Genomic DNA, 17,300 nt, shown 5'->3' with positions numbered 1-17,300 from the left:
CTGCCCTGTTCAGACCTGCCCTGCTCAGGGCTGTTCTGCTCAGACCCGTTCAGGCCCCCGGGAGGCCCTCCAGGGTCTGCCGGGACGGGGGGCGCGTTCCGGCCACATAGTGTTCGGCGGCGTGGACGGCCTCGCGGGCGGTGCGTTCTCCCATCAGGACGCACAGGGTGTACGCGGTGTCCTCGAAGCGCCGGCGCGCCGACAGGTCGCACGGTCTGGCCAGCACGGTCCGCTCCTGGGCGCGGTAGTGCCGGAGCAGCCGGGCGACCGTGTTCCTGTCGGGCAGCAGCATGGTGTCCTCCTGTCTCCTGAGTTGCTTCATACTCACGGCCCCCGGTCACAACCGCGACCCGCGCGGGCACACTGAGTGACGCCGTCCCCTGCGGTTCCGCTCCGGATCGGGCCCGCGGCGCTGCCCGGCGTGCGCTTCGGCCGTGTGTGGCGGAGGGTCGAGACATGAACCCGAGCGCTGTTTCACGGGTGGTCGTCACCGGCGCCACCGGCAATGTGGGCACCAGCCTGGTCCGGGCCCTGGCGGACGAGCCGCGCGTCGGCTCGGTCCTGGGGCTCGCCCGGCGCCGGCCGGATCTCGACCTTCCCGGGGTCGAGTGGGCCGAGCTCGACCTCTCCCGGGAGGGCGACGAGCCGCGTCTCGAGCGGTATGTCGCCGACGCGGACGCCGTCGTGCACCTGGCCTGGCGGTTCGGGCCGACCCACGACCCGGTGGAGACCTGGCGGACGAACGTCCTCGGCTCGGTACGGGTCTTCGACGCGGTCGCCGCGGCGCGCGTGCCGGCCCTGGTGTACGCCTCCTCGGTCGGGGCGTACTCCCCCGGCCCGCCCGGGGGTGCCCCGGTGTCCGAGGCGTGGCCGACGCACGGCTGGCCGGGCGCCGCGTACACCCGGGAGAAGGCCTATCTGGAGCGGGTCCTCGACACCTTCGAGCGGGACCACCCGCTGATCCGGGTGGTCCGGATGCGTCCGGCCTTCCTCCTCAAGGAGGAGTCGGCGAGCGAGCAGCGGCGGATCTTCGCGGGGCGCTTCTTCCCCGGTCAGCTGATGCGGCCCGAACTGCTGCCGCTGCTGCCGGAGTTCGACGGCCTGCGCTTCCAGGTCATGCACACGGAGGATGCCGCGGACGCCTACCGGAGGGCAGTGCTGCGGGACGTCCGCGGCGCGTTCAACCTGGCCGCCGATCCGGTGATCGACGGGGCGACCCTGGGCGAGATGCTGCACGCCCGGCCGGTACGGGTACCGGCGGCGGCGGTACGGGGCGCCCTGTCGGCGGCCTGGCACCTGCGGCTCGCCCCGGCGTCCCCCGGGCTCTTCGACGCGCTGCGCCACATGCCGGTCCTCGCGACGGAGCGGGCCCGGCAGGAGCTGGAGTGGGAGCCCGAGCGGAGTTCCCAGGAGGCCCTGGAGGCGTTCCTGCGCGGGGCGCGCGCGGGTGCGGGCGACTCCACACGCCCCATGGCGGGCCACCGCGTCGGCTGACCCGTCCGGACCGGCCCGTTCGGGGCGGGCTCCTTACCGCCCCCGCGCCCGGACGAGCCGTCAGCGGGCCGGGGCGGGCCGGTCGACGAGGCGGATCGCCGCGCCGGCGGCCTCGCGGCCCCGGCAGTGGGCGCGGTGGCGTCGGGTGACCGCGTCGATGTCGAGCCGGCGTGCGAACTCGGCGCGGGCGGCCAGGCGTCGGGCGTACGCCCACAGGGCCGGGTGTCCGGCGATCCGGTCCATCGCGGTGGCGTCGAGGTGCCGGCGGTGGACGGTGTCGAGCCGGACCAGGGTGACCCAGACCCGTACGTCGGCGGCGGTCGGCGCGTCGCCGAGCACGTACGGGTGACGGGCGAGCCGGCGTTCCAGGGAGCCGAGCGCCGCGAAGAGGACGGCGAGCGCGTCGTGGTGGGCCGCCTCGCCGTCGAGTCCGAGCTCGCCGGCCCGCTGGGCGGCCCGGTCGACGCTCCGCTCGCACAGGTCGGTGATCGCCTCGATCTCACCCCGGCGCCCCTCGGGCAGCAGCTCGGGCCCTTCGCCCCCGAAGCGGAGGGCGAGGTCGCGGAGGATGTCGGGAACGTGGGTGCTGACGATCCGTCCGGTCCAGTCGTCGCTCAGGACGGGCGCGCCGGTCGGCCCGTCGTAGAGGTGCGCGCTCGCCTGGTACAGCGGGCGGAGGGCGGCGTACCCGCCGTCGGGCGTGTCGGGGATGTCGGGCAGCACGGTGAGCGGGAGCGTGTCGTCGAGTCCGAGGAGGCCGTGGGTGAGGGCGACGCTCAGACAGTCGGGATCCGAGAGGGCGACGTGGAGACGGTAGCGGTGCGGCACGGCGTAGTGGCCGCTGCGCATGTCGCGGCCGATCCGGCCGCGGAAGGCGGGCACGGCGGAGACGGGCAGCAGTGAGGAGGGGACGACGGACATGCTTCTCCCTGGGGGTGCTCGGTGCTGGGTCGGGCGGCGCGCGACGGCGCCGGTCGCGGCAGCGCGAGGACGGCACCGGCCGCGGGGGCCGGAGGCAGCAGGGATACGGGAAGGAGGAGACGGACGGAATGCGCGGGGCGGGGCGTCCATGGCGGGCGGGTGGTCCCGACGGTCGGGCGCCCCCCCGGCCGACGGGTGGTCTCGGCGGACCGGTGGTTCCGGCTGACAGGTGGTCCCGGCGGACGGCGATCCCGGCTGACAGGTGATCCCGGCTGACGGGTGATCCCGGCGACAGGTGGTCCCGGTCGACCGGTTTCCACGGCGGACGGGCGTCTCAGCGGGTGGGACGGATACCCGGGCGGGAGCGGCGACTCGCGGCGCTGCAGACCCGCAGCAGATCGATGTGACGGCGGGAGGTGAGGGGCAGAGGTCGCGGCAGGGGTGCGGCGAGTACGGTGTCCCGCCGGCCGCTGCGTCCCATGATTTCCTACCTGTTCACTCGGCTTCCCGTCCCGAGTGTCCGACCGGTCGCGGACGACGTCAAGGGTGCGGTACGGGTCGGCTCTCCCTCCGTACGGGATAATGCGCGCATGCGCATTTCAGCCAGGGCCGACTACGCGGTGCGTGCCGCCCTCCAGCTCGCCGCCGCCCAGGACGCGGGACCGCTGAAGGCCGAGGCCATCGCCGAGGGCCAGGGCATCTCGCACAAGTTCCTCGAAGGCATCCTCGGCGACATGCGCAAGGGCGGTCTGGTGCAGAGCCAGCGCGGCGGCAACGGCGGCTACTGGCTGGCGAGGCCCGCCGAGTCGATCTCGGTCGCGGAGGTCATCCGCTGCGTGGACGGCCCCCTGGTGTCCGTCCGGGGGGACCGGCCCCCGGACCTGTCGTACACCGGACCGGCCGAATCGCTGCTCACCCTGTGGATCGCCCTCAGGGCGAGTGTCCGCGAGGTCCTCGGGGTGTCCCTCGCGGAGGTGGCGGCGGCCGAACTGCCCGCCGGGATCGTCGCGCTCGCGGACGACCCGGAGGCCTGGACCAACCCCTGACCGCCGGATCCGACCGGGCCCAACCGGGAGCAATCCGCTCCGACTTGATCTCGTCCCACTTTCCAAGACGCCCGCGTCCACCCTGTGGACGCCTCTTGGGGCCGGAGCATTCCCTCTGCCACTATCCCTACTATTCCAATGGGGATACTGGGGATCATGTGAGGTGACGTGAGTACGCCGAGGAAATCGCCGAAGAGACCAGCGATACGCACCACCTCAGGACCGGTCGGTGTTCCGGGCGGCCATCCGGCCGACCGGCCCGCCGACGACGAGATCTGGCCCCGTGTCACCCGTGAACTCGCCGACGACCTGGCCTTCGACGCCCTCGCGCGGGACCGGGCAGGGAAGGCGCCGTCCGACGAGGTCGCCCGGCTCCAGGAGGCCGGCCTGCCCACCCTGCTCACCGCGCCGGGACCGGACCGGCGGGGCGCCGACTGGCGGGCCGCGTGTGCGGTCGTACGGGAGATCTCCGCCGCCGACAGCTCCGTGGGCGAACTCCTCGCCCACCACTACGCGCTGTCCTGGACCAGCCGCTTCTTCGGCGCCGCGCAGGAGCCCGGCACCGAACGGGAGTCCGGCAGCGGGTGTCCGGTCGGCCCCACGGACGGGTCGGGCGCCGGGCGCGCCACCGGCCCCACGCTCGACGTCCCCACGCTCGACGTCCCCGCGCCCGACGTCCCCGCCCTCGACGCCCATGCCCTCGACGTCCGCGCGGCCGAGGAGCGCTGGCTGCTCGCCGGCGGCGTCGAACCACCGCGCGACGAGACCGGACCCGGACTCGTGCTCACCCCCGCCGCCGAGGGCGACGGATGGATCCTCGACGGAAGCCGTGCCTTCGCCTCCGCCGTGACCGTGGCCGACCGGCTCGTCGTCGGGGCCCGCCCCGGCGGCACGGGCGAGCTGCTCGTCGTCCTGGTGGACCCGGCCCGGCCGGGGGTGTTCACCGACGCCGGGCCGGAACGGGTCGGCCAGCGCCTCACGGGCGCGGGTACCGTCACCTTCGACCGGGTCCCGGTGGCGCCGGAGGACGTCCTCGGGATCCTCCCCCACGACGAGCACGCCGTCGCCCCCTTCACCACCCTGGCCCCGCAGGTCCTGCGGCTGCTCCTCGTCCAGGTCGCCCTCGGCATCGCGGAGGGGGCGCTCGCCGAGGCCCGGGACCTCCGCCGGGCCGGGCAGGCGGGACAGGCACCGGCCGGCGGTCCGGCCACGGACGGCTCCGTACCGGTCGCCGCCGGGGACGACCCGTACCTCCTCCTCGCCTACGGGGAGCTGGCGACGGCCGCGCACGCCGCCGCCGCGGTGGTGGAGCGGGCGACGGACGCCCTCGCTCGCGGTCTGCTCGCCGCCCGGTCCCTCGGCGTGGAGGAACGCGCCGACATCGCCGTCCTGGTGGCGGCGGCCGAGGCGGTCACCGGTCGGGCGGCCGTGCACATCACCACCCGCGTCCTCGAACTCGTCGACGGGACGGCGGGCGCCGACGTCCGCGCCGGCGGCCCGGGCTTCGACCGCTTCTGGCGCAACGCCCGCACCCTCACCGCCCCCACCCAGGCGGCCCACCGCCTCCGTGACATCGGGGACCACTACCTCAACGGCACCCACGCACGGCTCACCCTGCTGGCCTGACCGGGGCGATCACCGCACGGACCGGAGGACCGGGAGAAAGGACGGAGGGACCGGCATGTCGGGACGTCCGGCCCTCCCACCGGGCCACCGACCGGCCCAGGCTGGGAGGATGAGGGCCCGCCGTTCCGGCGGGCCCGACACCGCATGTACGGAGGCCTTCTGATGAGTCGTGAGATCGTCGCAGGAGTCGACGGTTCCCCGGAGAGTCTCGCGGCGGCCGACTGGGCCGCCCGCGAGGCCCTCCACCGGGGGCTCCCGCTGCGCCTCGCGCACGCCTGGCGCTGGGAACCGCTCGACCTCCCCCTGGTCCAGGACCGCGCCTCCCAGGAGCGCGTCGCGGACGCCGTCGTACGCGAGGCGGCGGCCACCGTCGCCGGGCGCTACCCGGGGCTCGACCTCACGGCCGAGGTGCTCCCCGACACGCCGGCCGCCGCGCTGCTCGGCACCGAGGAGCGCGCCGAGATGCTCGTCATCGGCTCGCGCGGCCACGGGGCCGTGGCCGGCTTCCTGCTCGGCTCGTACGGGCAGCAGATCATCGCCGCCGCCGGCCGCCCCGTGGTGGCCGTCAGGTCCCGTGACGGCGAGCCGGCCGAACCGCCCACGGGGCACGTGGTCGTCGGGCAGCTCGGCGGCCCGGAGGACAGCGCCGCCGCGCTGCGCTTCGCCTTCGAGACCGCCGCCGCGCGCGGAGCCTCCGTGCGGGCCGTGCGCGCGTGGAGCCTGCCTCCGCTGTTCGCGTACAGCCCGGCCTCGATGCGGCTCGCCGACGAGGCCGGCGGGCTCGTCCCGTACGAGGAGAAGGCGCTGCGCGAGGCGCTGGCACCGTGGCGCGAGCGCCACCCGGAGGTGCCGGTCGCCGAGCACGTCGAGCTGGGCAGCGCCGGTCAGGTGCTGCTCTCCGCCTCGGGGGCCGCCCAGCTCCTGGTGGTCGGCCGCCGGGCCAAGCGGGGGGCCGTCGGGCCGCGGATCGGATCCGTGGCGCACGCGGCGCTCCACCTCGCGCCCTGTCCGGTGGCGGTCGTCCCGCAGGACTGAAAGGGTTCTCATGGTCGATCCGGCGAGCGCGTCGGGTTGACGCGCCACGTTGACGAGGAGTGTCGGGGCGGACGGGGCCGGAAAGAGTTACCGCCGTCGCCCCGGTGGCTCTCCCCAGCGCCGGACCGTCCGGCGACCACGGCGAGAGAGCGGAGCTCCATGCGGCACCACGGCCATCCAGGTCCCTCCGAGCACCACGGTCATCACGAGCACCCCGGCCGTCCCGGTCACCCTGACGGCCCTGAACCCGCCGAGCACGGCGAGCACGTGCCGTACGCCGAACACACCGGCCGCACCGCGTACTCCGGTGACCGCGCCCACGGCGAGCACCTGGCGTATCCGGTCCCGTTCGCCGAGGGGCCGGTGGGCGAGCCCGTACCGGTGGAGGATCCGGCGGCGGCCGTCGGCGACCTGGCGAGCGGCCGGCACCGCAAGGACGGCGGGGCGCGGCGGTCCCTGCCCCGCCGTCCGTCCTTCCGCACCGCCGTCATCGCCGCCGGAGCCACGGCCGCCGTGCTGACGGTGGCGACCGGGGTGTACCTGGCCTCCCCGCCCGCCCGTCCCCCGGCCGCCGTACCCGCCGCCGATCCGGCCACCCTTTCGGACGCACCCACTGCCAAAACCGCGCCGGCCCCGTCGGCCAGGCCCACGCCCGCGCGGGTGGAACCCATGGCGGTGGCGGAGCGGCTGCGCGAACAACAGCCCGCACGGCCCGGGGAGCAGGGTCGGCAGCGGGGCGCGGCCACGGGAGCCGAGGCTCCGGCGGGGAAGGTCTCGCGGCTCGTCCGGGACGTGATCGCCCTCGCCAACGCCGAACGGGAGAAAGCGGGTTGCGGTCCGCTCCGCGACGAGAGCCGTCTGCGGGCCGCCGCCCAGGGGCACGCGGACGACATGGCCGCCCGCGACTACTACAAGCACGAGAACCCGGAGGGCCGTGACGCGGGCGACCGGATGAGCGACGCCGGGTACGCGTGGTCGACCTGGGGGGAGAACATCCACCGGGGGCCGAAGACCCCCGCCCAGGCCATGGACGACTGGATGGAGAGTCCCGGCCACCGGGCGAACGTCCTCAACTGCTCCTTCAAGGACATCGGGGTCGGAGTGGCCCTCACCGCCGACGGCCCCTGGTGGGTGCAGGACTTCGGCGCCAAGCGCTGAGCCCCGGAGGGGTCAGGAGGCGGGAGCGGCCAGCTTCTGCACCCAGATCGTGCCGTCGGGACCGTGCACCGACGCCACTCCGGTGTCCCGGTACCGGCAGTCCAGCATGTTCTCCTCGTGCATCGCGCCGTCCGTCCAGTCGTCGACGACGGACGCCGGATCGGTCGCCCCCCGGGCGAGGTTCTCGGCCCAGGCGCTCCAGTCGTAACCGGCGGCGGTGATCCGGGTGTCCGCGAAGTCCCCCTCGGGGCTCGCGTGTCCGTAGTAGCCGCGCGCGGCCATGTCCCGGGCGTATCCGCGGGCCGCTTCGGTGAGCCGGGGGTCGATGCGCAGCGGCGCGCAGCCCGCCGCCGCCCGGAGCAGGTTGACGAGTCCGGTCACCCGCTCCTCGGTGTCGGGCGTCGGCGTCGGACGCGGGGTGCGGCGCGGCGCGGGCGGGGTGGTCGTCGGGGCCGGCGCGGCGACGGTGGCGACCGGGGTCGGGGTCGTCGGGGCCGGGGAAGGGGTCGCCGGGGGCGCTGCGGCGGGCCTGCCGGGCTGCACGCGCGCGTGTGGCTCCTGCGGCGGTACGAGGAGGGTGACCGCCCCGAGGACGGCGACGGCCGCCGCTCCGGCGAGCCCGGCGCGCCGGAGCGGTGCCCGGCGGGAGACGGTCTCGAAGGCGACGGGTTCGGGGGTGTGACCGTCCCCGGCGCGTACGACGGGGTCGAGGGCGGAGGTGTGACCGTCCCCGGCACCTGCGGCGGGCTCGCGGGCGCCGCCGTCCCCGGCCGCGAGAGCGACCGGCTCGAGGGAGTCGCCGGCTCCGAGCCCGACGGCCAGCGGGGGCACGAGGCCGAGGCCGACGAGGAGGCCTTCGACGGGGGCGAGGCCGCGGCGGCCGGTGACCCGGGCGGTGCAGACGGCGCAGCTCCGCAGGTGGCGGGCGACGCGCTTGCGCCAGAGCGGGGAGGGGCGGCCGTCCCAGTCCGTGACGGTCTCCGCGAGGCCGGGGCACTCCGGTACGGCGTCCAGGGCGCGGACGACGGCCCGGCCGGTTTCGAGGCGTTCCTTCATCCGCTGGACGCGGACGGCGGCGTGCTGGGGGGAGATCCCGCCGAGGCCCTCGGCGAGTTCGGCGCGGGTCAGCTCGCCCGCGGCCTCCAGCCACCACAGGGCGAGGAGTTCGCGGTCGTCCTCGTCGAGCCAGCGGGTGGCGCGGGCGACGTCGCGGCGCTGTCCGGAGAGGCCGAGCCGGAGGATGGTGACCTCGGTGAAGTCGCCGGCCGGGTCGGCGAGCTCCGTGGCCAGGTCGAGGCCGGGCACGGGTGCCTGCTGGCGTTCGCGCCAGCGGCGCCGTATCCCGTTCATGGCGATGGCGACGAGCCAGGACCGGAAGCGGGCCGGGTCCCGGAGACCGGTCAGGCCGTCCAGGGCGCGGACCATCGTCTCCTGGACGATGTCGTCGGTGTCGGCGTGGCCGTCGAGGGCGCGGCCGACGATGTTGTGGACGAGGGGCAGGTAGGCGCGTACCAGCGCGTCCCTGGCGTGCGCGTCACCGGCCCTGGCCGCCTCCACAAGCGCGGTGGTGCGGCGCTCGTCGCTGTGCATGGATCTGCTCCCTCATCCCTGGTCCGAGTCCCCGTCGTTCGGAGACCCGTGGGTGCGGGAGGGATAACACTTCTCTCCGGTGCGTGACGCGTGTGCGTGACGCGTGGACCCTACACCGGTGGTGCCGCGGGCAGGGTCGGGACCGTGGCCCTGTTCCCCCCTCGGACGGCTGCCACGATGACGTCGTGGAGATCTCGGCTCTCCTCCTCCGTCGCGCACGGAACGGGACTCCCCGACATGGTGAACCAGTCGGATGCGCCGCTGTACTGCACGGCCACGCGTGCCTCACCGTCGGCCCAGGTCGTGTGCACGGTCAGATCGCCCGTGACCACACCGGCCTCGTCGGTCAGCACCCCACCTCGCCCGGTGTAGACACCGGCGGTCGTCCAAGATGCCCAGCTCATCCATCCAGGTTCACACCCGGACGGCGGATGCGCCACTGACAGGGCCACCCCGGCCGGAGGAGTTCCGGCCGGGGCGGTACGGGTCTCGTGCCGGTCAGGCGAGGGAGGCGACGGCCTCGTTGAACGTGGCGGACGGGCGCATCACGGCCGCGGCCTTGGCCGGGTCGGGCTGGTAGTAGCCGCCGATGTCGGCCGGGGAGCCCTGGACGGCGACGAGCTCGTCGACGATCTTCCGCTCGTTGGCGGCGAGGGTCTCGGCCAGCGGGGCGAAGGCCTTGGCCAGCTCCGCGTCCGCGGTCTGGGCGGCCAGCTCCTGGGCCCAGTAGAGGGCCAGGTAGAAGTGGCTGCCGCGGTTGTCGATACCACCGAGGCGACGGGTCGGCGACTTGTCCTCGTTGAGGAAGGTGCCGGTGGCGCGGTCGAGGGTGTCGGCGAGGACCTGGGCGCGGGAGTTGCCCGTGGTGGTCGCGAGGTGCTCGAAGCTGGCGGCCAGGGCGAAGAACTCGCCGAGGCTGTCCCAGCGGAGGTAGTTCTCCTTGACGAGCTGCTGGACGTGCTTCGGGGCGGAGCCGCCGGCGCCGGTCTCGAAGAGGCCGCCGCCCGCCATCAGCGGGACGACCGACAGCATCTTGGCGCTGGTGCCCAGCTCCAGGATCGGGAAGAGGTCGGTCAGGTAGTCGCGGAGGACGTTGCCGGTGACGGAGATGGTGTCCTCGCCGCGGCGGATGCGCTCCAGGGAGAACTTGGTGGCCTCGACCGGGGACAGGATCCTGATGTCCAGGCCCTCGGTGTCGTGATCGGCGAGGTACGTCCTGACCTTGGCGATGAGCTGCGCGTCGTGGGCGCGGTTCTCGTCCAGCCAGAAGACGGCCGGGGCGCCGGTGGCACGGGCGCGGGTGACGGCGAGCTTGACCCAGTCCTGGATGGGCAGGTCCTTGGTCTGGCAGGCGCGGAAGATGTCGCCCTCGGCGACCTCCTGCTCCAGGACGACGTTGCCCGCGGAGTCGACGAGGCGGACGGTGCCGGCCTGGGCGATCTCGAAGGTCTTGTCGTGGGAGCCGTACTCCTCGGCCTTCTGCGCCATGAGGCCGACGTTCGGGACGGAGCCCATGGTCGACGGGTCGAAGGCGCCGTTGGCGCGGCAGTCGTCGATGACGACCTGGTACACGCCGGAGTAGCTGTGGTCCGGGAGGACCGCGAGGGTGTCGGCCTCCTGGCCGTCCGGGCCCCACATGTGGCCGGAGGTGCGGATCATGGCCGGCATCGAGGCGTCGACGATGACGTCGGACGGCACGTGCAGGTTGGTGATGCCCTTGTCGGAGTCGACCATCGCCAGGGCGGGGCCCGCGGCGAGCTCGGCCTCGAAGGAGGCCTTGATCTCCTCGCCCAGGTGCGGGACGGAGTCCAGACCCTTGAGGACGCCGCCGAGGCCGTCGTTCGGGGAGAGGCCGGCGGCGGCGAGGACCTCGCCGTACTTGGCGAAGGTCGCCGGGAAGAAGGCGCGCACGACGTGGCCGAAGACGATCGGGTCGGAGACCTTCATCATCGTGGCCTTGAGGTGCACGGAGAAGAGCACGTTCTCGGCCTTGGCGCGGGCGACCTGCTCGCTCAGGAAGGTGCGCAGGGCGGCGGCGCGCATGACGGCGGCGTCGACGACCTCGCCGGCGATGACCTTCAGCGGCTCGCGGAGTTCGCTGGTGGTGCCGTCGGCGGCGGTGAACTCGAAGCGGAGGGTGTCGTCCTCGGTGACGACGACGGACTTCTCCGTGGAGGCGAAGTCGTTCTCGCTCATGGTGGCGACGTTGGTCTTGGACTCGGGGGTCCAGGCGCCCATGCGGTGCGGGTGGGCCTTGGCGTAGTTCTTCACCGAGGCGGGCGCGCGGCGGTCGGAGTTGCCCTCGCGCAGGACCGGGTTGACGGCCGAGCCCTTGATCTTGTCGTAGCGGGCGCGGACGTCCTTGTCCTGGTCCGTCCGCGGGTCGTCCGGGTAGTCCGGGAGGGCGTAGCCCTGCGCCTGGAGCTCGGCGATCGCGGCCTTCAGCTGCGGGATGGACGCCGAGACGTTCGGCAGCTTGATGATGTTGGCGCCGGGCGTCTTGGCCAGGTCGCCGAGCTCGGAGAGGGCGTCGGCGATGCGCTGGCCCTCCTCCAGGAACTCGGGGAAGACGGCGATGATGCGGCCCGCGAGGGAGATGTCCCGCGTCTCGACCGTGACGCCGGCCTGCGAGGCATACGCCTGGATCACGGGCAGGAACGAGTACGTCGCCAGGGCGGGCGCCTCGTCAGTGTGGGTGTAGATGATGGTCGAGTCAGTCACCAGGGTTCTCCAGCTCCACGTCTGCGTATGCGAGATTGCTCGACATCAAGATATCTCGTGATCGAGGTCCTCGGTAAAGGGGTCCACGAGCTCGCCGTCCGCGGGCACTCCCGCGGCCTCGACGAAGGGCCCGCCCATCCGGTACGGGACCGGGGGACTCTCCAGCTCGACGCGGCGGAGCAGGGCGAGCAGGAGCAGCCCCGCTGCGGCGGCAACGCCCGCGGCGAGGGCCTGGCCGCAGCGGTGGGCGAGCCGGAGCTCGGCCGGGTCGTAGGGCGCGGTGGCGGGCAGGGTGAGGGTGGCGCCGAGCAGCCAGATGCCCGCGCCGAGGCCGGCGGCGGCGATGAGGGCGAGCGGCAGGGTCGCGGGGAGACCGGCGGCGGGGCCGAGCCGGGCGCCGGGGCGCACCTTTCCCTTGCGGGCGAGGAGGGCGACGCAGCCGCAGTGGACGGCGAGGACGACCAGGACGGCGGCGATGGCGTCGCCCGGCCGGTGCAGGCCGGCCGCGATGGTGTACGTGCCGACGGCGACGGCCCAGAGCGTGCCCGCGCCGACGGCGAGGCCGCGCAGCCGGTACGGGACGACGAGGGCCAGGCCGAGGGCGATGCCCAGGGCGAGCGTGGTCTGGGCGCTGGGGAAGCCGCTCGGGACGAGCGCCCCGCCGGTGTCGAGGAGGCGGGGTCGGGGCGCGTACCGCTGGAGCAGGCCGGTGAGCGCGAGGGCGGTGACGACCGCGCCGGCGGCGATGCCGGTGAGGGCGTACCGCTTGCGTATGAGGCCGACGGCGAGCAGCAGGACGCAGCCGAGGACCAGGGAGAGGGTGGTGAGCCCGGCGAGTGAGGGGTGCTCGCGGAGCAGGGTGACGGCGACAGCGTCGGCGCGCCGGCCGGTCACGGCGGCGTCGCCCCAGCGGCGGCCGGTGGCGGTGAGCACGAGGCCCGCGTAGACGACCGTGAGGACGAGGACGGCGCCGAGGCAGGCACGCCGGGTCCGGGTGCGGACGCGTGTGGTGAACGAGCCGGGCGCCTCGCCCGCCACGGCGGCGTACCACCAGGTGTCACCGGTCTTCGGCGGCCTCGGGGAGCCGCCCGCGCGGGACCTGTCGTAGGAAGCCATGCCCCGATTCGAACCCACGCGCGGCGGCCCCGCCCGCTGGAGGCACCCGAACGACACGCCGGGACGGGCAGGACGACCGACGACGGCGGCCGGGTGCGGGCAGGGTGCCCCGGCCACGGCCGGGACGGGGCAGCGGTCCCGACGGCGGCGGAGGCGGGCTCAGTGGTCCTGGCGGGGGCGCTGGGACAGGATCAGGGGGACGAAGCCGCCGAGGAGCCCGAGGACGGAGGCCACGCCCAGGCCGGCGCGGAGGGCGCGGTCGCCCGCGAACCGCCCGCCCGCCCGGGAGGCGAACGCCGCGGCGATCATGCGCCGGCCCCGGCCGTACGGCGCCGGCCGGAAGACGCGCCGCCGCTGCCAGGACGCGACCCAGCCGGTGCGCGGTGCCGCCATACCGCCGTCGTACCGGGGGCCGGGAGAAGGAGCGCCGGCGCGCTCGGCATGACGACGTACCCGTCCATGCGTGCCCCCCGTTCTCCCGGCGCCCCGCCGGAAGCCGGCGCGATCATGCCACAGCGAGGTGACGGGAGGGCGTACGGTCGTGGCGGCGCGACCCGTACAACGTGAACGCGGTGTTCACCAGCGCCACGTGACTGAGCGCCTGGGGCATGTTGCCGAGCTGACGGCCGGCCACCGGGTCCCATTCCTCGGCGAGGAGGCCGACGTCGTTGCGGACGTCGAGGACGCGCTCGAAGACGGCCCTGGCCTCGTCGGGTCGGCCGGTCGCGGCGAGCGCGTCGGCGTACCAGAACGTGCAGGCGACGAAGGCCCCTTCGGTGCCGCCGAGGTCGTCGAGCTCGTGCGTCCCGCCGTCCCTGACGTCGCCGTAGCGGCGCAGGAAGCCGTGGTCGTCGAGCCGCTCCATGGCCCGTACGGTGCCGAGCACCCGGGCGTCGTCGGGGGGCAGGAAGCCGAGCCGGGGGATCAGCAGGGCGGTGGCGTCGACCTGGCGGCCGCCGTAGTACTGGGTGAAGGAGCCCTGTTCGTCGTTCCAGCCGCGGGCGCAGATCTCGGCGCGCAGATCGCGGCGCAGGGCCTTCCAGCGACAGAGGGAGCCGCGGAGCCCCGCGACGCGGGCGAGGCGGACGGCGCGGTCGGCCGCGACCCAGGCCATCACCTTGGAGTGGACGAAGTGGCGGCGGGGGCCGCGGACTTCCCAGATGCCCTCGTCCGGCTCCTGCCAGCGCTCGCCGAGGAACTCCAGGAGCGAGGCCATCAGGGCCCAGGCCGAGGCGTCGAGGGTGACCCCGGCCCTGACGGCCGAGTAGACGGTGTTGAGGACCTCGCCGTAGATGTCGAGCTGGAACTGGCCGGCGGCCGCGTTGCCGAACCTGACGGGGCGTGAGTCCTCGTAGCCGGGAAGCCAGTCGGCGTACGTCTCGGGAAGCCCCCGCTGCCCCTCGACCCCGTACAGCGGCTGGAGGTCGGCGGGGTCGCCGGCGACGGCGCGGACCAGCCAGTCGTTCCAGGCGAGCGCCTCCCCCCGGTAGCCGCCGCGCAGCAGACAGGAGAGCGTGAAGGTGGAGTCGCGCAGCCAGCAGAAGCGGTAGTCCCAGTTGCGCTGCCCTCCGATGGACTCGGGCAGGGACGCGGTGGCCGCGGCGACGACGCCGCCGGTGGGGGCGTACGTGAGGGCCTTGAGGGTGAGCAGGGAGCGGATGACGGCCTCGCGCGCGGGCCCCTCGTAACGGAGCGCGGCGGCCCAGTCGTTCCAGAAGGCGAGGGTACGGGCGAGGGCGGCGTCGATGTCCGCGGGCGAGGCGGCGGACGGGGGCGGCACGTGCGAGGGGCGCCAGCCGAGCACGAACGCGACCCGTCGACCGGCCGTGACGGTGAACTCGAAGGCGGTGCGGTCCGGTGTGACGTCGAGTTCGACTCCGGGTCCGCAGGAGAGGTAGGCGGCGTCGGGTCCGGCGACCGATGCGACGGTGTGGCGGTCCAGCGAGCGGGTCCAGGGCACGATGCTGCCGTGGTGGAAGCGGACGCTCAACTCGCCGCGTACGGCGACCCGTCCGGCGATGCCCTCGACGACGCGGACGATTCTCGGGGAGTCCTCGCTCGGCGAGCGCGGGGGCATGAAGTCGGTGATCCTGACCGTTCCGCCGATGGTCTCCCATACGGTGTCGAGGACGAGCGTGTCACCCCGGTAACTCCGGCGTGTGCAACGGCTGTCGCCCACGGGGGCGAGGAGCCATCGGCCGTGTCCCGGATCGCCGAGGAGGGCCGCGAGACAGGCGGGCGAGTCGAAGCGCGGAGCGCACCACCAGTCGACGGACCCGTCGGTCCCGACGAGTGCCGCGGTCTCCAGGTCACCGATGAGGGCGTAGTCCTCAATTCGCCCTGCCATGACCGGATTGTATGCCTCTCGGGAACCACGGGCGATCGGTCGGGAATCGCTTTCCGGGTGCCCGCATATTGTTCCGCCGTTCTTGACGGGACCATTCCGGCGCAGGACTCTGAGAAGTACGGGATTTCCGGAGAACGCGGGACCGCCGCGCGGAGGGCCGTACCCATGAGCAGCGACGCGCATCCCCTGCGGCGTTCGACGGACCGCGCACCCGGTTCCGGCGCGGGCACGGTGAGCCTCGTCCTCACGGTCCGGCCCGGCGGCGCCCCAGGACCGGCACTCGGCCCCCTCCTCGACCAAGTGCCGTCGAGCGTGCGGGACGTGGTCCTGCTGGGCGGGCCGGCCGGGGACGACCGTTCCCATGCCGGTCTCACCGTGCGCGGCCTCGGGCCCTGGGACTCCGCCCGGGGCGACGTCCCGCACGCCGGACTGCTCGCGGCGACCGGGGACCTGGTCGTGCTGATGAACGCCGACGGCAGCATGTCGCCGCGCGAGATCCCGCATTATCTGCACTACTTGGAAAGCGGTTACGACTTCGTCAAGGGGTCGCGGTTCATCGCGGGCGGGGATTTCGCCGACTATCCGCTTTCGCGACGCCTCGGTCACCGCGCGCTGCTCCGGGTCGCCCGCCGGCTGTACGGCCAGCACCTGACCGATCTCTGGTTCGGTTTCTGTGCTTTCCGGCGGTCTTTCGTGGACCTCCTCGATCTGCGCGAGGACGGTGTCGAACTCGGTGCGGAACTCGTCGCGCACGCCCTGCACTACGGGCTGCGGGTCGCCGAGGTGCCCAGTCGCGAACTGCCGAGCCGACACGGTCCGTCACACCTCCGCACCGCCCGTGACGGCGCCCGCATCCTCGGCACCCTCCTCGACGAACGGCCGCACAACGTCCTGTCGCGGCTCGCGCACCGCTCGCTCCACGGCTCCTCCGGTTGACGAACCACCCTTAGGGGTGCTAACCGTGGAAACAGCATCATTTCAGGACAGAGCGCCATTTCAGGATAGGTAAATCCACCAGACAGACCCTGGACCGCGAGCGTGGGCCCTCGGCAGGGTCGGTTGCCGGAAGAGGCTCGTCGTGACCTCCACCCCCCTCGGCCGAGCGCCGGCGGCACCCGGACCGCATCCTCTGCGGCGGGTGACCGACTGGCCCCCCGCCGATGCCCGGCACCGCTCGCTCCGTCGCTCCGCCCACCACCCGGCACGCCGGGCTTCCGACCGGGTCACCGCCGCCGTCCCTCCGTCCCGGAGCCGGACGTGCAGGCCGCACGGCGCCGTGCGCCGACGCCGTGCCCGTACATCCCGAACCCGCACCGCACGCCGCAGCCGCGGCTCCGGCGGGTCGTCCGGGTCGGCCGGACCAGCCGCGGCGCCACGACCGACCGCACCACGTGACGCCGCCGCGCGCCCCACCCCGGCGGCCCCCACACCGATTCCCCGCGCGACCGTGCGCCCCGCGCCCCGCGCCCTCCCCCGAGGAGGCGAGGCGTGATGACCGCCGCACGCGCGCACGCACCGCTCCCCCGCCGGCTCGTCCGTCCGCCGGTGGAACTGGAACTGCTGATCCCGGCCTTCAACGAGCAGCGCCGACTGCCGTCGACCGTGGCCGCCACCGTCGACTACCTGTCCGAGCGACCATGGTCCTCGGCGGTCGTCGTGGTCGACAACAACAGCGCCGACGGCACCCTCGACGTCCTGGAGCGCTTCACCGGATCCCCCGTCCCCGTCCACGCCATCGGCTGCGGCGACCAGGGCAAGGGCGCGGCGGTCCGGCGCGGCATCGAGACCTCCTCGGCCCGGTTCATCGGCTTCGCCGACGCCGACAACGCCACCCCCGTCGAGACCCTGGACCGGGTGATGGAACTCCTGTGGGCGGGGCACGGCGCCGTCATCGCCTCGCGCCACGCGCCGGGCGCCCGCCTCGAAGTGGAGCAGTCGGCCCTGCGGCGGGGCGGCGGCCTGCTGTTCCGTACGCTCGCCCGTCTGTCGCTGCCCGGAGTCACCGACACCCAGTGCGGGTTCAAGTTCTTCTCCGGCCGGCTCGCCCGCGCGGTCGTGCGCGACTGCCACGTCGACGGCTTCGCCTTCGACGTGGAACTGCTCGCCCGGATCGTCCGTGCCGGGCGGGACGTCGTGGAGGTGCCGGTGGTCTGGCACGACGTACCCGGTTCGACGTTCTCGGTACGGCGCGACGGACTGCGTTCGATGGCCGATCTCCTGCGCATCTCAGTGGCCCGGTGATTCCG

At 74.2% G+C, this 17,300-nt stretch carries 15 protein-coding genes; 7 read left to right on the top strand and 8 right to left on the bottom strand.

Annotation, left to right across the window (positions count from 1 at the left end; genetic code table 11):
* Positions 1 to 49: 49 nt before the first annotated feature.
* Positions 50 to 292: a DUF5133 domain-containing protein gene (locus ACFWUY_RS06655; RefSeq protein WP_384102768.1), complete on the bottom strand. Its 243-nt coding sequence runs from the start codon at positions 290 to 292 to the stop codon at positions 50 to 52.
* 164 nt (positions 293 to 456) lie between these two features.
* On the opposite strand from ACFWUY_RS06655, the gene ACFWUY_RS06650 reads away from it, so the two are divergent.
* Positions 457 to 1,494 (top strand): NAD-dependent epimerase/dehydratase family protein, encoded by a 1,038-nt coding sequence (locus ACFWUY_RS06650; RefSeq protein ID WP_384102766.1) that lies wholly within the window; start codon positions 457 to 459, stop codon positions 1,492 to 1,494.
* A 60-nt stretch (positions 1,495 to 1,554) separates the two neighbouring features.
* Here the strand turns inward: ACFWUY_RS06650 and ACFWUY_RS06645 are convergent, their stop codons facing one another.
* Positions 1,555 to 2,415: a glutathione S-transferase C-terminal domain-containing protein gene (locus tag ACFWUY_RS06645; protein ID WP_384102764.1), complete on the bottom strand. Its 861-nt coding sequence runs from the start codon at positions 2,413 to 2,415 to the stop codon at positions 1,555 to 1,557.
* Positions 2,416 to 3,005: 590 nt separating this feature from the next.
* Here ACFWUY_RS06645 and ACFWUY_RS06640 point away from each other — a divergent pair.
* The 4 genes from ACFWUY_RS06640 to ACFWUY_RS06625 all read left to right on the top strand — a co-directional run bounded on the left by ACFWUY_RS06640 (position 3,006) and on the right by ACFWUY_RS06625 (position 7,280).
* Positions 3,006 to 3,461: an RrF2 family transcriptional regulator gene (locus tag ACFWUY_RS06640; protein ID WP_384102762.1), complete on the top strand. Its 456-nt coding sequence runs from the start codon at positions 3,006 to 3,008 to the stop codon at positions 3,459 to 3,461.
* 168 nt (positions 3,462 to 3,629) lie between these two features.
* Positions 3,630 to 5,087 carry an acyl-CoA dehydrogenase gene (locus tag ACFWUY_RS06635; RefSeq protein ID WP_384102758.1) on the top strand — a complete coding sequence of 486 codons (1,458 nt, stop codon included), beginning with the start codon at positions 3,630 to 3,632 and terminating at the stop codon, positions 5,085 to 5,087.
* A 162-nt stretch (positions 5,088 to 5,249) separates the two neighbouring features.
* On the top strand, positions 5,250 to 6,122 hold the full coding sequence (locus ACFWUY_RS06630; protein ID WP_384102756.1) for a universal stress protein: 873 nt from the start codon (positions 5,250 to 5,252) through the stop codon (positions 6,120 to 6,122).
* A 159-nt stretch (positions 6,123 to 6,281) separates the two neighbouring features.
* On the top strand, positions 6,282 to 7,280 hold the full coding sequence (locus tag ACFWUY_RS06625; protein WP_384102754.1) for a CAP domain-containing protein: 999 nt from the start codon (positions 6,282 to 6,284) through the stop codon (positions 7,278 to 7,280).
* 12 nt (positions 7,281 to 7,292) lie between these two features.
* Here ACFWUY_RS06625 and ACFWUY_RS06620 read toward each other — a convergent pair whose 3' ends face one another.
* The 6 genes from ACFWUY_RS06620 to ACFWUY_RS06595 all read right to left on the bottom strand — a co-directional run bounded on the left by ACFWUY_RS06620 (position 7,293) and on the right by ACFWUY_RS06595 (position 15,054).
* Positions 7,293 to 8,870: a sigma-70 family RNA polymerase sigma factor gene (locus ACFWUY_RS06620; RefSeq protein ID WP_384102752.1), complete on the bottom strand. Its 1,578-nt coding sequence runs from the start codon at positions 8,868 to 8,870 to the stop codon at positions 7,293 to 7,295.
* A gap of 110 nt (positions 8,871 to 8,980) precedes the next feature.
* Positions 8,981 to 9,274 carry a hypothetical protein gene (locus ACFWUY_RS06615; protein ID WP_384102750.1) on the bottom strand — a complete coding sequence of 98 codons (294 nt, stop codon included), beginning with the start codon at positions 9,272 to 9,274 and terminating at the stop codon, positions 8,981 to 8,983.
* Between the two features lie 94 nt (positions 9,275 to 9,368).
* Positions 9,369 to 11,591: an NADP-dependent isocitrate dehydrogenase gene (locus tag ACFWUY_RS06610; RefSeq protein WP_384102748.1), complete on the bottom strand. Its 2,223-nt coding sequence runs from the start codon at positions 11,589 to 11,591 to the stop codon at positions 9,369 to 9,371.
* 45 nt (positions 11,592 to 11,636) lie between these two features.
* Positions 11,637 to 12,707 carry a phosphatase PAP2 family protein gene (locus ACFWUY_RS06605; protein ID WP_384102746.1) on the bottom strand — a complete coding sequence of 357 codons (1,071 nt, stop codon included), beginning with the start codon at positions 12,705 to 12,707 and terminating at the stop codon, positions 11,637 to 11,639.
* Between the two features lie 159 nt (positions 12,708 to 12,866).
* Entirely contained in the window at positions 12,867 to 13,100 is a 234-nt protein-coding gene (locus ACFWUY_RS06600; RefSeq protein ID WP_384102744.1) for a hypothetical protein, read from the bottom strand.
* A 112-nt stretch (positions 13,101 to 13,212) separates the two neighbouring features.
* The gene (locus ACFWUY_RS06595; RefSeq protein WP_384102742.1) at positions 13,213 to 15,054 is read right to left on the bottom strand and encodes a glycoside hydrolase family 15 protein; all 1,842 of its coding nucleotides are present in this window, start codon (positions 15,052 to 15,054) and stop codon (positions 13,213 to 13,215) included.
* 165 nt (positions 15,055 to 15,219) lie between these two features.
* Between ACFWUY_RS06595 and ACFWUY_RS06590 the strand changes: the two genes are divergently transcribed.
* Complete coding sequence (locus ACFWUY_RS06590) at positions 15,220 to 15,990, top strand: glycosyltransferase family 2 protein (protein ID WP_384102740.1); 771 nt, start codon at positions 15,220 to 15,222, stop codon at positions 15,988 to 15,990.
* Positions 15,991 to 16,545: 555 nt separating this feature from the next.
* Complete coding sequence (locus tag ACFWUY_RS06585) at positions 16,546 to 17,295, top strand: dolichyl-phosphate beta-glucosyltransferase (RefSeq protein WP_384102738.1); 750 nt, start codon at positions 16,546 to 16,548, stop codon at positions 17,293 to 17,295.
* The last annotated feature ends 5 nt before the right edge of the window (positions 17,296 to 17,300 follow it).

This window comes from Streptomyces sp. NPDC058664 (assembly GCF_042716635.1).
Taxonomy (GTDB): domain Bacteria; phylum Actinomycetota; class Actinomycetes; order Streptomycetales; family Streptomycetaceae; genus Streptomyces.
The sequence above is the reverse complement of the archived record's forward strand: the minus strand, read 5'-3'. Positions and strand labels throughout refer to the sequence as shown.

Excerpts from the sequence above, each read along its gene's own strand:
- ACFWUY_RS06655 (WP_384102768.1), bottom strand. The coding sequence starts at position 292 with ATGCTGCTGCCCGACAGGAACACGGTCGCCCGGCTGCTCCGGCACTAC.
- ACFWUY_RS06650 (WP_384102766.1), top strand. The coding sequence starts at position 457 with ATGAACCCGAGCGCTGTTTCACGGGTGGTCGTCACCGGCGCCACCGGC.
- ACFWUY_RS06645 (WP_384102764.1), bottom strand. The coding sequence starts at position 2,415 with ATGTCCGTCGTCCCCTCCTCACTGCTGCCCGTCTCCGCCGTGCCCGCC.
- ACFWUY_RS06640 (WP_384102762.1), top strand. The coding sequence starts at position 3,006 with ATGCGCATTTCAGCCAGGGCCGACTACGCGGTGCGTGCCGCCCTCCAG.
- ACFWUY_RS06630 (WP_384102756.1), top strand. The coding sequence starts at position 5,250 with ATGAGTCGTGAGATCGTCGCAGGAGTCGACGGTTCCCCGGAGAGTCTC.
- ACFWUY_RS06625 (WP_384102754.1), top strand. The coding sequence starts at position 6,282 with ATGCGGCACCACGGCCATCCAGGTCCCTCCGAGCACCACGGTCATCAC.
- ACFWUY_RS06620 (WP_384102752.1), bottom strand. The coding sequence starts at position 8,870 with ATGCACAGCGACGAGCGCCGCACCACCGCGCTTGTGGAGGCGGCCAGG.
- ACFWUY_RS06615 (WP_384102750.1), bottom strand. The coding sequence starts at position 9,274 with ATGAGCTGGGCATCTTGGACGACCGCCGGTGTCTACACCGGGCGAGGT.
- ACFWUY_RS06605 (WP_384102746.1), bottom strand. The coding sequence starts at position 12,707 with ATGGCTTCCTACGACAGGTCCCGCGCGGGCGGCTCCCCGAGGCCGCCG.
- ACFWUY_RS06600 (WP_384102744.1), bottom strand. The coding sequence starts at position 13,100 with ATGGCGGCACCGCGCACCGGCTGGGTCGCGTCCTGGCAGCGGCGGCGC.
- ACFWUY_RS06595 (WP_384102742.1), bottom strand. The coding sequence starts at position 15,054 with ATGGCAGGGCGAATTGAGGACTACGCCCTCATCGGTGACCTGGAGACC.
- ACFWUY_RS06590 (WP_384102740.1), top strand. The coding sequence starts at position 15,220 with ATGAGCAGCGACGCGCATCCCCTGCGGCGTTCGACGGACCGCGCACCC.
- ACFWUY_RS06585 (WP_384102738.1), top strand. The coding sequence starts at position 16,546 with ATGACCGCCGCACGCGCGCACGCACCGCTCCCCCGCCGGCTCGTCCGT.